This is a genomic window from Paraburkholderia sp. DD10 (assembly GCF_049177125.1).
GTDB lineage: Bacteria > Pseudomonadota > Gammaproteobacteria > Burkholderiales > Burkholderiaceae > Paraburkholderia > Paraburkholderia terricola.
The window spans coordinates 957,366-971,986 of the sequence record NZ_CP185392.1 but is presented as its reverse complement, the minus strand read 5'-3'; the positions used below and the strand labels follow the sequence as shown (position 1 = coordinate 971,986).

The window sequence follows — 14,621 nt, the reverse complement described above, 5'->3', positions numbered from 1 at the left end:
CATTTGATGTCTTCCGGCGTCAGGGGCGAAGGCCGCCTGACGTCGGTTTCGACTAGAGAAGCACTTCCTCAGCCGGCAACATCGAGCCGGTGTCACGCAGCCGCGTATGCCAGTTGAAAGCCTGGTCCAGTCGATGCGGCGTTTGTCCTCCCCATTGCAAGGCGTCCCGATAGTAGTCGCGCAACAGATCGCGATACAGCGGATGCGCACAGTTTTCGATGATCAGCGTGGCGCGCTCGCGCGGCGCCAGCCCGCGCAGATCGGCCAAGCCCTGCTCCGTCACGACCACGTCCACGTCATGTTCGTTGTGGTCGCAATGCGGCACCATCGGCACGACGCTCGAAATGCGGCCGCTCCTGGCCATCGATTTGGTTGCGAAGATCGCGCAAGACGCATTGCGTGAAAAGTCGCCCGAGCCGCCGATGCCGTTCATCATGTGCGTGCCGCCCACATGCGTCGAATTCACGTTGCCGTAGATGTCGAATTCCAACGCGGTATTCAGCGCGATCAACCCAAGCCGCCGGATCACTTCCGGATGATTGCTGACCTCTTGTGGGCGCAATACCAGACGATCGCGATAGCGTTCGAGTTCGCCGAACACCTGCGCCTGACGCGCGGCCGACAACGTAATCGATGCACCTGAGGCGAACGTCACCTTGCCGGCATCCATCAGGTCGAACGTCGAATCCTGCAGTACCTCCGAGTAAATTTCGAAGGGATCGAAAGGCGAGTCGGCGAAGCCCGCCAGCACCGCATTGGCGATCGTGCCGATGCCCGCCTGCAGCGGCGGCAAGCGCCGAGGCATGCGACCGCGCGACACCTCGTACTGAAAGAACTCGATGAGGTGGCCCGCGATCATCTTCGTCTCCTCATCGGCCGGCAACACCGTGGACGCACTGTCCGCCATATCGGTAATGACGATCGCCGCGATCCTGTCGAGTGGAACGTCGATGGCCGGTGTACCGACGCGATCGTGTGGATGGACGATCGGCAACGGCTCGCGGTTCGGCCTGCGGCCTGGAATCCAGATGTCGTGCAGCCCTTCGAGAGCGATCGGCTGGGCCAGATTGATTTCAACGATGATCTTCTCGGCGAGCATTGCGAAGCTCGCCGAATTGCCGACGGAAGTGGTCGGCACGATGCCGCCCGTCTCGGTGATCGCTGCCGCTTCGATAATCGCGACGTCGAGTTTGCCGAGTTGATTCGCGCGCAGCATCTCGACGGTTTCGGACAGATGCTGATCGACGAACATCACTTCGCCACGATTGATCGCATCGCGCAGGGTCTTGTCCACCTGGAACGGCAAGCGACGCGCCAGCACGTGTGCCTCGGTCAGCATGCGATCGACGTCGTGGCCGAGCGATGCACCGGTCATCAGCGTAATGCGCAGCGGCTTGCCTTCGTTGCGCGCACGTTCGGCGAGCGCGACAGGGACGGCTTTTGCGTCGCCCGCGCGTGTAAAACCGCTGGCGCCGACGCACATGCCGTCCTGAATGAGAAGCGCCGCAGTTGCGGCGGAAGTGATTTTTCCGCGCAGCGCGGCGCAGCGAATCCGATCTTCGTACATGAAACTGAGTCTCTCCATGGTCACCAGTTCTGGCTACCGGTGCGCACATCGGCGGCGTGCTTCGTTCAGTAGCCCGATTGTCGCAACAGGCGCGACGTCTCGATGAGACGGCGTCGCGGCCAGGTACTTCGTCGCGCCGTCACTTTCGCGACGGCTCTTGCAGGCATGACTTGCGTACGGTGCGGCGCTGACTAGCTACCGAAATAGATATTGCAGAAACTCATGGGGCCGACGCACTCTTCAGCTTTAGCGGCCGGTGCGGCACGGTGGTCTTGCATGGCGGCGCTGTCGGCGCGTTGGTTATTTGCCTGGGCGGCCTTCTGTTGCGGCGTGGACGGCGCGGTTTGTGCATGAGCAACAGCAGCGGATAAAGCACAGGCAATCAGGACAATCTTCAACACTTTCATTTCTTTCTCCGGGACTTACGGTTACTGCGAGGCAGCGATGAAACTATAGAGCCGCCGTCCATGCGGATAAACGTGGCTGTCCGGAAGTGACCTTTCCATCCGGCGGAAGGATCGACATGTGCGACCGATCACATGAGCATCGGTCAACGTGTATTGAAAGGCGCGTCCTTGTCGAGCAACGCAGTGCGGATGAAATGCAGGCAACTCAGAATGCGCTGCAAGTCATGGCGTTTGTCGCGGTCGGCATGAACGGTTTGCAACACTTCCTGCGCGATCCATGTGGCCGAGCGCACCGCCACGAGCGCGTGCTCCAGAGCATGCGCGTCAGGCCGCGCGAACAGTTGCGAGAGCGCGTTGCAGGTTTGCTCCAGAGCGCTATCCCAACGTCGATGAATTGTCACCGCGTAGGTGGCGCGTGACGCTTCGCTGCGTAGATCGATAACGGCGTGGCCGACTTCGAGTGTCGCAAGCATCCAGCGCAACGCATCCCGGCGGCGGCGGGAGCGTCGCGTCAGCAGCAGGCGCAATTGGGAGGCGAGGTCGTGTGTGCTCGACTGAAAACGCTGATTGAGACCGGGCAGCTTGTCGTTGCATGCGAACACGACTTGCTCACGCAGATCGCCCATGATCCTGTCGATGAGCCACGGCATATCGGCCGGAAAAACCACCGCGAAAACGATTGCCGCCAACAGCATCGCAGCACCGAGCGCCAGGCCGTTGTTGATCAGCAGATCAGGCGCATAGGTGACGACGTTGTCCGGCCCGGCCAGCAGGCAAAAGAACACGGAGAAGCCGATGCCATATCCGGCCGTGAGCTTGCGCGTCGCGACGAACCCGCCGAGCGCAAGCACTGGCGCAAGCATGATGCAAAGGAGCGGAAAACCGTCGATGTTGGGATACACATAGCATGTGAAGAAGTAGCCGGTCATGGTGGCCAGCACGGCGCCGAGCGCCATCTGCACGGCTGTCTTCGAAGGATTCGGCGCGGTGGAAGTCAGAGCGCACACCAGTGCCGCGCCGATCACCGCTAGACCACCGCTCGGCCAATCGGTCGCGATCCAGAACCATCCGACGATCGACAAGACCACCGCGGACCGCACGAAAGTGAATGCGACGAGAGAGCCGTTCGTCCTGCTCACGTAGCGGCTGCCATTGCGTTGCTTGTTCTCTGGCTTGCGCCTCGCCAAAGCCGCGTAGGTTTCCGAGTAGCGAATCCATTCGTCGACGAACCGATACAGCAGTTCGGCGGCCGTGTCGAAATCCGCCAGTGGTTCGGCAGGCGCGGTTTCCAGCGGACGTCTTGTTTCGCGCACGCGCCGTGGCAGGCTTGCCTGAAAGAGCCGCAAGCGGGCTGCGACGCGCGAGGCATCGACGGTGGCGTCAGCTTGCGGCGCCAGCAACAACGATAGCTGATGGAAGTACGGCTTGATCGCGTCGATCACACGCGCCGAAGCGTTGACACGCCCACGCTTGAGCAATTGGTGCAGTGCATGCAGCCGCGCACATGCATCCATGAATTCGCCGTTCAGACGGCCTAGATGTTGGCTGCGTGAGCGCATGGCGGGATCTTCGAACGCGGCGAAAATGCGCGTCGCCTCGAAACCCACGATTTCGTCGACGAGGTTCGCAAAGCGCCGCTCGAACTGACCACGCTCGATTCCACGTCCCAGCGCGTCGGCCGCGAACGCAGTAAAATTTGTGTATCGAATTTGCAGCGCGTGCAGCAGAGCAAGACTCGAACGCTGCGGCGCGATTAACGCACTGACCGCGCTCGAGCACACAATGCCAATCGTTACTTCCGCCGCGCGTGTGAGCGCGGCCAGAAACAGGTCGTGAGGCGCGGTGACATTCGGGACGCCGATCAAGGCGGCGGTGTAACCCGCCAGCACAAAACCATACCACTTGAAATGCCGATATCGGACAGCGGCAGCGATGCAGGCGCTCACCCAGGCGACCATGCCGAACATATACAGTTCAGGCTGCTGGACGAACAGCGCACCGAGCATGAGCGCCGCGACCGTGCCCACCGCGGTGCCGAAAAGCCGATAGAAACTTTTGGCGAGCACCATGCCGCTGAACGGCTGCATCAATACGAACACTGTCGTCATTGCAATGCGCGGCTGCGGCAGATCCAGCAGCATCGCGATGCCTTGCGCCAGCAGACCCGCGGTGACCGTTTTCAACAGATGCAGCCAGATCAGACCCTCGCTGTTTGCCCAATCACGAATCGCCGCGCCGGGCATCGTTTGCGATGCGACGTTCCACTGTCGGCGGGAATTCGCAGGCGGTTCGATCGCGTGTTGGCGTTTCATCGGAAAGCAATGCGCCCCGGGTGATGCTGAAAGAAGCGCCGGCGAATGTTGCGCACACCGGCAGGCAAGGCGCCGATTGTAGGAGCGTGCGACGCACGCACTAATGGGACTGGTTCGGAAAGTCCCTTCCAGAACGAACAACAATGCGCTTGCGGGACAGGCGGACAATACGGCTTCTGCCGTGAATCAGAAGGATCGATGGATACGTTACAAAATATGCGAGTGTTCGTGCGAGTCGTGGAAGCCGGTAGTTTTACCGCCGCAGCGCAGTCGCTCAATTCAACGACCGGGGCGATGTCCCGCGCAGTATCGGAACTCGAAGCCCATCTACGTACCAGGTTGCTAAACCGTTCGACACGGCGACTCGCCCTAACCACCGCGGGCGAGCGTTATATGGAGCGATGCCAACAAATACTCGCGGACGTCGACACGGCGGAAGAAGAGGCGAGTTGCGCGCACGAGCGTCCCAGCGGCGCCTTGCGAATGCATAGCTTCGCCAGCATCGGCCAGCACTATGTGCTGCCGGCTATCTCGCGTTATCGCGCGCTTTATCCGGAGGTGACGGTGGAGCTGACGTTGTCCCAGCGTATGCCCGATCTCTTCGAAGGCAGTGCGGACGTCGCAGTGATCGGCGCCTCGAATTTGCCCAACTCGGATCTTGTCTCGCTGCCGCTCGGAACGACCTTTAGCATCTTGTGTGCATCGCCTGCTTATGTGAGGACGCATGGCTCGCCGCAACAGCCGGGCGATCTCGCGCATCACGAATGTCTGATCCTGCACACGCCAGCATTTCCGCCGCACGAATGGCTGCTCGATGGGCCAAACGGAGGCGAGATGATGGAAGTGAATGGGCCCGTGCACGTGAACATTGCGGAGTCGCTGATCGTTGCGATTCGCGAAGGGATGGGCATCGGCATGGTGCCGCTTTACGCGGCGATTTCCGGGTTGCGTGATGGAACGTTAATGCGCGTATTGCCGGAATATACGCTGCAGAAGATGAACATTTACGCGCTGTATCCATCGCGTAAGTTCATCGATGCCAAGACGCGGACGTGGGTCGAATTTCTGCGCGCCCACCTGCCGGAAGTGATTGCACGCGACGAGGCGCTACTTGCGGAAATCGGTCAGTTATATACCGACGATGAAGTCATGCCGGTTCGTGCCTGCGCCGTTGGCAGCGGCGATGCCGCCACGCATTGATGCGGAATTTTGCGTGCACCGCTTGCTGGGGCACTATGCTGTTAGTGCTGTTTGAAAAACAGAAGTGCCCTGGCGAGCGATGTTTATGTGCTGGTTGGTCGTTGCGAGAGAGCACGATTAGATGTTTGTTTTTAGCCCCATCTCGAATATGGCGCGTAAACGCACAAACCCCACCGGTGTGGGGTGGGGTCTGTGTTTCTGCATGGGAGCCTGACGATTACCTACTTTCACACGGGCAATCCGCACTATCATCGGCGTGGAGTCGTTTCACGGTCCTGTTCGGGATGGGAAGGGGTGGTACCGACTCGCTATGGTCATCAGGCATGACTTGTTGTCAGGTTGACGCGGGGGTCAACACGACCAATCTGGAAGAAGTAGTGTCTGGTGCATCGCACCAGGGGGCAATGGGGTGGTGAGTGTATCGGGCACAACGCGGATCTCAACCGTGCGGGGCGACGCGGGGAGGCGCCACCGGAAACACACTGGTTATAGGATCAAGCCTTACGGGCAATTAGTATCAGTTAGCTCAACGCATTACTGCGCTTACACACCTGACCTATCAACGTCCTGGTCTTGAACGACCCTTCAAGGGGCTCGAAGCCCCGGGGATATCTCATCTTAAGGCGAGTTTCCCGCTTAGATGCTTTCAGCGGTTATCTCTTCCGAACATAGCTACCCGGCGATGCCACTGGCGTGACAACCGGTACACCAGAGGTTCGTCCACTCCGGTCCTCTCGTACTAGGAGCAGCCCCCTTCAAATATCCAGCGCCCACGGCAGATAGGGACCAAACTGTCTCACGACGTTTTAAACCCAGCTCACGTACCTCTTTAAATGGCGAACAGCCATACCCTTGGGACCGGCTACAGCCCCAGGATGAGATGAGCCGACATCGAGGTGCCAAACACCGCCGTCGATATGAACTCTTGGGCGGTATCAGCCTGTTATCCCCAGAGTACCTTTTATCCGTTGAGCGATGGCCCTTCCATACAGAACCACCGGATCACTATGACCTGCTTTCGCACCTGCTCGACTTGTCGGTCTCGCAGTCAAGCACGCTTATGCCATTGCACTATCAGCACGATTTCCGACCGTACCTAGCGTACCTTCGTACTCCTCCGTTACACTTTGGGAGGAGACCGCCCCAGTCAAACTGCCTACCATGCACTGTCCCCGGTCCGGATTCACGGACCAGGGTTAGAACCTCAAACAGATCAGGGTGGTATTTCAAGGATGGCTCCACGCAAACTGGCGTTCACGCTTCAAAGCCTCCCACCTATCCTACACAGACCGGTTCAAAGTCCAATGCAAAGCTACAGTAAAGGTTCATGGGGTCTTTCCGTCTAGCCGCGGGGAGATTGCATCATCACAAACACTTCAACTTCGCTGAGTCTCGGGAGGAGACAGTGTGGCCATCGTTACGCCATTCGTGCAGGTCGGAACTTACCCGACAAGGAATTTCGCTACCTTAGGACCGTTATAGTTACGGCCGCCGTTTACCGGGACTTCAATCAGGAGCTTGCACCCCATCATTTAATCTTCCGGCACCGGGCAGGCGTCACACCCTATACGTCCACTTTCGTGTTTGCAGAGTGCTGTGTTTTTATTAAACAGTCGCAGCCACCAGTTTATTGCAACCCCTTCACCCTTTGCGCGCAGGCGCATCAAGCTACAGGGGCGTACCTTATCCCGAAGTTACGGTACCAATTTGCCGAGTTCCTTCTCCCGAGTTCTCTCAAGCGCCTTAGAATACTCATCTCGCCCACCTGTGTCGGTTTGCGGTACGGTCTTGTTGAACTGAAGCTTAGAGGCTTTTCCTGGAACCACTTCCGATTGCTTCGTCACCGAAGTGACTGGCCTCACACCCTTGAATTACGCGCCCGGATTTGCCAAAGCGCCTTCTCCAATGCAAGGACCGGGACTTCCAACACCCGGACAACCTTCCGCGATCCGTCCCCCCATCGCATTCAACAATGGTGCAGGAATATTAACCTGCTTCCCATCAGCTACGCATTTCTGCCTCGCCTTAGGGGCCGACTCACCCTACGCCGATGAACGTTGCGTAGGAAACCTTGGGCTTACGGCGAGGGGGCCTTTCACCCCCTTTATCGCTACTCATGTCAGCATTCGCACTTCCGATACCTCCAGCACACTTTCCAGTGCACCTTCGCAGGCTTACGGAACGCTCTCCTACCATGCATATAAATATGCATCCGCAGCTTCGGTATATTGCTTAGCCCCGTTACATCTTCCGCGCAGGACGACTCGATCAGTGAGCTATTACGCTTTCTTTAAAGGATGGCTGCTTCTAAGCCAACCTCCTGACTGTTTTAGCCTTCCCACTTCGTTTCCCACTTAGCAATATTTGGGGACCTTAGCTGGCGGTCTGGGTTGTTTCCCTCTTGACACCGGACGTTAGCACCCGATGTCTGTCTCCCGTGATTGCACTCTTCGGTATTCGGAGTTTGCTATGGCGTAGTAATCCGCAATGGACCCCACAACCATGACAGTGCTCTACCCCCGAAGGTGATACACGAGGCACTACCTAAATAGTTTTCGGAGAGAACCAGCTATTTCCAGGTTTGTTTAGCCTTTCACCCCTATCCACAGCTCATCCCCTAACTTTTCAACGTTAGTGGGTTCGGACCTCCAGTACGTGTTACCGCACCTTCATCCTGGCCATGGATAGATCACCTGGTTTCGGGTCTACACCCAGCGACTGAATCGCCCTGTTCGGACTCGCTTTCGCTACGCCTGCCCTAATCGGTTAAGCTTGCCACTGAATGTAAGTCGCTGACCCATTATACAAAAGGTACGCCGTCACCCCTTGCGAGGCTCCGACTGTTTGTATGCATGCGGTTTCAGGATCTGTTTCACTCCCCTCCCGGGGTTCTTTTCGCCTTTCCCTCACGGTACTGGTTCACTATCGGTCGATCACGAGTATTTAGCCTTGGAGGATGGTCCCCCCATCTTCAGACAGGATTTCACGTGTCCCGCCCTACTTGTCGTACACCTAGTTCTTCCTCGCTGTTTTCGTCTACAGGGCTATCACCTGCTATGGCCGCACTTTCCAGAGCGTTCGACTAACAATGAAGATAAAGAGTACAGGCTGCTCCCATTTCGCTCGCCACTACTCTGGGAATCTCGGTTGATTTCTTTTCCTGCGGTTACTTAGATGTTTCAGTTCACCGCGTTCGCTTCACGTAGCCTATGTATTCAGCTACGGATACTCCATAAGGAGTGGGTTTCCCCATTCGGATATCGGTGGATCAAAGCTCGTTTGCCAGCTCCCCACCGCTTTTCGCAGGCTACCGCGTCCTTCATCGCCTGTGATCGCCAAGGCATCCACCACATGCACTTGTTCGCTTGACCCTATAACGAGTGTGTCTCCCGGTCCTTGCGGATCCGTCGAGCTCGCTACAGGTTGAGTATTCGTGTTGCGCCGTATTCCAGGGCAATCTTCCGATTCCCCTTTCATACATTGATACAATCACAACCCTGATTCACCTACTCGGACACCCATCTCGAGGTACCCTTTCGTGAATCTCTTTACTACTTCTTCCTGATTGTTAAAGAACGACAGCCGATATCGCAGTTGCCATAACCGCGTATCACTCTGACTGGCTCAATCGCCAATGCAAAACGCTCTGTGCCGTACACAGAACACTGCGCATTGAGGATTGGTGGAGGATGACGGGATCGAACCGACGACCCCCTGCTTGCAAAGCAGGTGCTCTCCCAGCTGAGCTAATCCCCCGGGATCATGCAGATGCGCCAGAGGGGTTGCATTCAGCACACCAGACAAGACAATGGTGGGTCTGGATGGGTTCGAACCATCGACCCCCGCCTTATCAAGGCGGTGCTCTAACCAGCTGAGCTACAGACCCCTGAGTCTGCCTGATTTCACAGCCGATAAGCGTGAGCGCTCAACACTTGGACGCGTTAGCTCGAGAAAGGAGGTGATCCAGCCGCACCTTCCGATACGGCTACCTTGTTACGACTTCACCCCAGTCATGAATCCTACCGTGGTGACCGTCCTCCTTGCGGTTAGACTAGCCACTTCTGGTAAAACCCACTCCCATGGTGTGACGGGCGGTGTGTACAAGACCCGGGAACGTATTCACCGCGGCATGCTGATCCGCGATTACTAGCGATTCCAGCTTCACGCACTCGAGTTGCAGAGTGCGATCCGGACTACGATCGGTTTTCTGGGATTGGCTCCACCTCGCGGCTTGGCGACCCTCTGTTCCGACCATTGTATGACGTGTGAAGCCCTACCCATAAGGGCCATGAGGACTTGACGTCATCCCCACCTTCCTCCGGTTTGTCACCGGCAGTCTCCCTGGAGTGCTCTTGCGTAGCAACTAGGGACAAGGGTTGCGCTCGTTGCGGGACTTAACCCAACATCTCACGACACGAGCTGACGACAGCCATGCAGCACCTGTGTTACGGCTCCCTTTCGGGCACTCCCACCTCTCAGCAGGATTCCGTACATGTCAAGGGTAGGTAAGGTTTTTCGCGTTGCATCGAATTAATCCACATCATCCACCGCTTGTGCGGGTCCCCGTCAATTCCTTTGAGTTTTAATCTTGCGACCGTACTCCCCAGGCGGTCAACTTCACGCGTTAGCTACGTTACCAAGCCAATGAAGGCCCGACAACTAGTTGACATCGTTTAGGGCGTGGACTACCAGGGTATCTAATCCTGTTTGCTCCCCACGCTTTCGTGCATGAGCGTCAGTATTGGCCCAGGGGGCTGCCTTCGCCATCGGTATTCCTCCACATCTCTACGCATTTCACTGCTACACGTGGAATTCTACCCCCCTCTGCCATACTCTAGCCCGCCAGTCACAAATGCAGTTCCCAGGTTAAGCCCGGGGATTTCACATCTGTCTTAGCGGACCGCCTGCGCACGCTTTACGCCCAGTAATTCCGATTAACGCTTGCACCCTACGTATTACCGCGGCTGCTGGCACGTAGTTAGCCGGTGCTTATTCTTCCGGTACCGTCATCCCCCCGCCGTATTAGGGCTGAGGTTTTCTTTCCGGACAAAAGTGCTTTACAACCCGAAGGCCTTCTTCACACACGCGGCATTGCTGGATCAGGCTTGCGCCCATTGTCCAAAATTCCCCACTGCTGCCTCCCGTAGGAGTCTGGGCCGTGTCTCAGTCCCAGTGTGGCTGGTCGTCCTCTCAGACCAGCTACAGATCGTCGCCTTGGTAGGCCTTTACCCCACCAACTAGCTAATCTGCCATCGGCCGCCCCTGTAGCGCGAGGTCCCGAAGGAGCCCCCGCTTTCCTCCGCAGAGCGTATGCGGTATTAATCCGGCTTTCGCCGGGCTATCCCCCACTACAGGACACGTTCCGATGTATTACTCACCCGTTCGCCACTCGCCACCAGGGTTGCCCCCGTGCTGCCGTTCGACTTGCATGTGTAAGGCATGCCGCCAGCGTTCAATCTGAGCCAGGATCAAACTCTTCAGTTCAATGCCTGTTACTGTTTTTCGGTTGTTTTACCAACCGGTCGCTCACTCAACGTACTGACGAATGATCATCCTGTCTTTCAACAGGAAAACCTTCCTTTCATTACTGTGTGAGACTTGATACTTTCGCTTCCGGCAGACCCCGAAGAATCCACCGCGCGCCGCGCATCAAGCGCCCACACTTATCGGCTGTTAGTTTTTAAAGATCGGTTACGCATTCACCACCGTCACGACGCCCACTTCAACCACCCGGCACCGCTTCGTTCTGCGTCGCTGCATCTGCAGCAGAGAAACGAGATTATGGAGAACTTCCGTCACGCCGTCAACAGGTTTTTCCAACTTTCTAACCCGTCCGACCTGCCGCAAACCCCCGCCATTGCTGGCTCTCCCGCTTCCCGCGCCCCGCTGTCCGAGGCACGAAAGAGCGAGATTCTAGCGACCCCGAACGGGCCTTGCAAGCGTTATTTTGATGAGCATCAATTGCGCCAGAATGGGCGCAAAGAAAGCACAAACCAGGAGACGAAACCAGTCCGAGTCCGAGAGCAATACAGCGACTCGAAACGGACTCAATCAACCGCCCGATTGCGCATCACTCGCTCGACGAGCTCCAGATAGTGCTCCAAACCGGGCGTCGCGCGGTTTTCTTCTTTTGCGCGATCGTCCCATTTACGCAGACGCAATGCATCTTCCGCGTGAGGCTTTTGCAGGAATGCCGCGACTTCCTCCTTACTGAAGACGCCGCCTTGCAATTCAAGGCTTCGCACCGAATCAGGGGAAAGCTGGCCAAAGTACCCGTCGTCGATTGCGCACAGGCAGCGCTTTGCGTCGACGTGCAAGCGGATCGGCTCCAATACCGCGTCCGGGAGCACAGGCCGCAAGAACGGCAGCGCGAAATACTGATGCAGATCGTCGATACCACGCTGCGTCGGCGTGTCGCCTTGCGGATTCAGAAGATGTCCAACGTCGTGCAAGAAGGCGGCGGCGACGAGTTCATCATCGGCGTCCGCCTCCTCCGCCAATGCGCCACTCTGCAACGCGTGTTCGAGTTGCGTCACTGGCTCGCCGCTATATGCGAGATTGCCGTATTGCTCGAACAACGATCGAATGTCGTTCAGACTCAATGCCACCGATTACTCCCACGCGAATGAAAAAGTCTTCAGATTGGGACAACCTTTCGTCGCGTACTGAACGACTTCCTTATAGCCGAACCCGGCACTTCGATACAGCCGAACCGCATTAGCTCGACCCAATAGCCCGGCACCTCCCACGCGTTGGCCATTCCCACGCGCAGTTCATTGATGAAGCGCGTAGTGACGTCCTCCCGTTCGCACACACGCTGGACGACAAACCGAACGACGCTCCATTTGCCGATACGAATGTCGTCACCGAACGCTCGCCTTAAGCCGCGGCACTGAAGCCCGAACTGCCGCGTCGTCCCGCGACACCGCATTCACGACGCCCGCAGATGATTCAACGCGACGTCGAAGATATCGAAGTTGCGCAGCCGTTTGCCACCCGCGGCAGACGGCAGGATCTCGACGCGCCGATTGAACAACAACGGCACGACCTGCTCCGAAATACCGCCGTGCGAACGCAACGGCACGGTCAGTCCGGAAAGATCATGCTCATCGCGCCGCGTGCCGAGCACTACATGTCTGGCGCTGACAACGACGATATCGCCGACGCGGTCGCTCGGCAGCTCGAAGCGTTCGCACGCGGCGCGCTTATCGAGCACGACATCGATGCCCGGCAAGCCGCCGATCCGTTCGATCACCTGCGCGACACCAGCATCGCGCGGCAGATAGATCGTCGCGAATGAACCGAGCGCGCCGTGATGCACCACGTAGGGATCGGTGATCGGCAAGATCACGCGCGCCCTTTTCACGCCGAGCCAATCGTCCAGCACGTCCTGCAGATAGATCACATTCGGCTCGCCGGTTTGCGGATCGTGCTTGGCGTTCATGCCGTGGTCGGCGGTGAGGCCGATTATCCAGCCGAGCGCGTCGAGCTTCGCGAGATAGCCGTCCATCATCGAGTAGAACGCATTTGCGCCTTGCGTGCCCGGCGCGCATTTGTGCTGGATGTAATCGGTGGTGGATAGATACATCAGATCGAGCTTGCGCGTTTCGGCCAGCCGCACGCCGGCGGCGAACACGAACTCGGACAAAGCCGCGCTATACACATCCGGCAACGGCAAACCGACCAGATCGAGCACCTCGCCGATGCGGTTTTTCTCGCGCGTCACCTTGTCGGCTTTTTCCGCCGAGAAGCAGATGCCCTTCAGTTGCCAGCCGAGCAGCCGGCACAGCTTGTCTTTCGCGGTGACCACGGCGACCGTCGCGCCCGCTTCGGCCGCAGCCGCGAGCAAGGTGCCGGCGCGCAGATACGCGGGGTCGTTCATCATCACTTCCGCACCCTCGCCGCCGCTCGCGTCCGGGTCCCAGAAGTAATTGCCGCAGATGCCATGCACCGACGGCGGCACGCCGCACACGATCGACAGGTTGTTCGGGTTCGTGAACGACGGAATCACACAGTCGCCCTTGAAAGCCGCCCCGCCCTCGAGCATCTTGCCGATGAACGGCGCCACGCCCGCCGCGGCAGCCGCTTCGAGGTAATCGAATTCGCAGCCATCGACGCACACCACGACGGTCGGTTGCGAGGGTAGGCGGTAGCCGCGCCCGTTGACTTCGATCGTACGTTCGCCTGCATTCGCCATCGTTACCGTCCCTGCGTGTCGAGCACGCGTGCAGTTACCACTTCGTAGTCAAGCTGTTTCAACACGGTCAATCGTGCGACGTCCGCCACGTCCAACGGTCCAGCCGGTTCGCGCGCGTCACGGGCGCGCCGCACGCCGCTATTCACACGCGTCTGCATTCGCACGGCGCGCAGGTTGGTCATTGTGCGATGGTCGGCGCGCCGTCATGACACACAACACGAAACATCAGAAGTTGCCTGTCAGTTCACCCCGACGACGCAGCACGCGAGCCGCGATCAGCAGCAGCGAGGCCCGGCGAGACCAGCAGCAGAATCAACGACAAAGCCGAAGCCGAAGCCGAAGCCGAAGCCGAAGCCGAAGCCGAAGCCGAAGCCGAAGCCGAAGCCGAAGCCGAAGCCGAAGCCGAAGCCGGCAGATAATAGCCGCGCTCCACTTGCCCGACGACGAGGACCGGCACCGTCGCGAAACCCGGCGGGTACACCGTGAGCGTAGCGCCGGGTTCGCCGAGCGACAACGCGAAGCCGAGCGTGAGGCTCGCGGATCGCCGGCACGAGTTGCGGCAGCACGACGAGCCGCAGCACCATCGAACGCGGCGCACCGAGGCTTGCCGCCGCTTCGCGCGGAATCGTCAACACAGGTCGCGGGGCGGCCGCGCCATGCCGCGTGAGCGTGGCTGTCGCGCCTCGGTCCGCGTGGTGGAGATGCGCGATTGCGGGAAGCTTGCCGCTTCTCTTCAGCCTGGCTTGCAGTCTGCTTGCGATCTTCGCGCTGCCTGCCATGTCTGAACGGGCAGAAGAATCACAGCTTTGGATGACAAGTCCATGACCGTCGCATCGGATTGAACAAAGCGACACAACTCGCCAATCACATGCAAATCACGCGCAAATCGAATTTTCCGGTCGAGCGGAGCGACGAACCTTGATCTGCCGACGGAAGCT

At 58.4% G+C, this 14,621-nt stretch carries 7 protein-coding genes, 2 tRNA genes, 3 rRNA genes and 1 pseudogene; 1 reads left to right on the top strand and 12 read right to left on the bottom strand.

The window, feature by feature from the left end; translation table 11 throughout:
• Positions 1-52 precede the first annotated feature (52 nt).
• The 3 genes from ACOCG7_RS04525 to ACOCG7_RS04515 form a co-directional block, all read right to left on the bottom strand.
• Positions 53-1,567, bottom strand: coding sequence for an acetyl-CoA hydrolase/transferase family protein (locus ACOCG7_RS04525; RefSeq protein ID WP_073431938.1), 1,515 nt, complete (start codon positions 1,565-1,567; stop codon positions 53-55).
• 191 nt (positions 1,568-1,758) lie between these two features.
• Positions 1,759-1,974 (bottom strand): hypothetical protein, encoded by a 216-nt coding sequence (locus ACOCG7_RS04520; protein WP_073431939.1) that lies wholly within the window; start codon positions 1,972-1,974, stop codon positions 1,759-1,761.
• A 143-nt stretch (positions 1,975-2,117) separates the two neighbouring features.
• Entirely contained in the window at positions 2,118-4,286 is a 2,169-nt protein-coding gene (locus tag ACOCG7_RS04515) for an FUSC family protein (protein WP_073431940.1), read from the bottom strand.
• Positions 4,287-4,484: 198 nt separating this feature from the next.
• Here ACOCG7_RS04515 and ACOCG7_RS04510 point away from each other — a divergent pair, with 198 nt between their 5' ends.
• On the top strand, positions 4,485-5,486 hold the full coding sequence (locus ACOCG7_RS04510) for a LysR family transcriptional regulator (RefSeq protein ID WP_073431941.1): 1,002 nt from the start codon (positions 4,485-4,487) through the stop codon (positions 5,484-5,486).
• A 208-nt stretch (positions 5,487-5,694) separates the two neighbouring features.
• On the opposite strand, the gene rrf is transcribed toward ACOCG7_RS04510, so the two are convergent.
• The 9 genes and pseudogenes from rrf to ACOCG7_RS04465 form a co-directional block, all read right to left on the bottom strand.
• Positions 5,695-5,808: ribosomal RNA gene (gene rrf / locus ACOCG7_RS04505) — 5S ribosomal RNA — on the bottom strand.
• 168 nt (positions 5,809-5,976) lie between these two features.
• A 23S ribosomal RNA gene (locus ACOCG7_RS04500) occupies positions 5,977-8,857 on the bottom strand.
• 309 nt (positions 8,858-9,166) lie between these two features.
• Positions 9,167-9,242 (bottom strand) — tRNA-Ala (locus tag ACOCG7_RS04495).
• A gap of 53 nt (positions 9,243-9,295) precedes the next feature.
• A tRNA-Ile gene (locus tag ACOCG7_RS04490) sits at positions 9,296-9,372 on the bottom strand.
• A 65-nt stretch (positions 9,373-9,437) separates the two neighbouring features.
• A 16S ribosomal RNA gene (locus ACOCG7_RS04485) occupies positions 9,438-10,970 on the bottom strand.
• The 16S, 23S and 5S rRNA genes sit together here with 2 tRNA genes alongside, the layout of an rRNA operon.
• A 563-nt stretch (positions 10,971-11,533) precedes the next feature.
• Positions 11,534-12,094, bottom strand: coding sequence for a phosphonate degradation HD-domain oxygenase (locus ACOCG7_RS04480; protein ID WP_421376978.1), 561 nt, complete (start codon positions 12,092-12,094; stop codon positions 11,534-11,536).
• Between the two features lie 323 nt (positions 12,095-12,417).
• Positions 12,418-13,683 (bottom strand): phosphonoacetate hydrolase, encoded by a 1,266-nt coding sequence (gene phnA, locus ACOCG7_RS04475; protein WP_421376976.1) that lies wholly within the window; start codon positions 13,681-13,683, stop codon positions 12,418-12,420.
• A 2-nt stretch (positions 13,684-13,685) separates the two neighbouring features.
• A complete protein-coding gene (locus ACOCG7_RS04470; protein ID WP_114163682.1) occupies positions 13,686-13,865 on the bottom strand; it encodes a hypothetical protein in 180 nt (59 codons plus the stop codon).
• Positions 13,866-13,908: 43 nt separating this feature from the next.
• Positions 13,909-14,345 (bottom strand): annotated as a pseudogene (locus tag ACOCG7_RS04465) (hypothetical protein); the annotation flags it as partial.
• Between the last annotated feature and the right edge of the window lie 276 nt (positions 14,346-14,621).